Here is a 1,075-nt window from a genome sequence, read left to right as displayed (position 1 = left end):
TGTACTGACCACAGAGGTTGAGTACAGCGCGGGGTTGATTTGACAACAAGAGAGGGCCTCCGACATAGGTGTGGATTGTCTCGATCAACACCTGAAGTAAGTCAGGAGGCCCTCCGTGGCTCACACTACCCATGCCAACGCGCCCTTGACCCCCGTGGGACGTCTGGCTCTGGCCCGCTGCGTCGTCGACCAGGGCTGGCCGCTGCGCCGCGCCGCTGAACGCTTCCAGATCGCGGTCACCACCGCCAGGCGATGGGCCTCTCGCTACCGCGCCCACGGCCAGGCAGGCATGAACGACGCCTCCAGCCGCCCGACCCGCTCACCCCGGCGCACCCCTACCCGCCGCGAACGCCGCATCATCAAACTCCGCGTAGCCAAACGCTGGGGACCCGCGCGCATCGCGGGCCACCTGGGTATGCACACCTCCACCGTCCACCGCGTCCTCACCCGCTACAAGTGCGCCCGCCTGTCCCACCTGGACCGCGCTACCGGCCGTGTGGTGCGCCGCTACGAACGCTCCCAGCCCGGTGAACTCGTGCACGTGGACATCAAGAAGCTCGGCAACATCCCCGACGGGGGCGGCCACCAGGCGCTGGGGCGCCCCCAAGGCCGCAAGAACCGCACCAACGCCGGGTACGCCTTCCTCCACAACGCCGTGGACGACCACTCCCGGCTGGCCTACACCGAGATCCTGACCGACGAGAAGAAGGAGACCGCCCTCGCCTTCTGGGAACGAGCCCACACCTACTTCGCCTCGGCCGGGATCACCGTGGAGCGGGTACTGACCGACAACGGGTCCTGCTACAAGTCCCACCTGTGGCGCGAGGCCCTGGCCAAGGCCGGGATCAAGCACAAGCGGACCCGCCCCTACCGGCCCCAGACCAACGGTAAGGTCGAACGGTTCAACCGGACCCTGGTCGATGAATGGGCCTACGCCCGCCCCTACCGGTCTGAGAGCGAGAAGCGGGAGGCGTTCGGCGAGTGGTTGCACGAGTACAATCACCACCGGTTCCATACCGCCGTTGGCGGTCCTCCCGCTTCCCGCGTACCTAACCTCTCTGGTCAGTACACCTAG

The 1,075-nt window shown here is 67.0% G+C and carries 1 protein-coding gene; it reads left to right on the top strand.

Annotation, left to right across the window (positions count from 1 at the left end; all coding sequences use genetic code 11):
• Window positions 1-115: 115 nt before the first annotated feature.
• Entirely contained in the window at window positions 116-1,075 is a 960-nt protein-coding gene (locus ACYVD1_RS34735) for an IS481 family transposase (protein ID WP_460778719.1), read from the top strand.

It is taken from the genome of Nocardiopsis nanhaiensis, from assembly GCF_054778635.1.
This window is presented reverse-complemented; position numbering and strand designations above follow the sequence as displayed.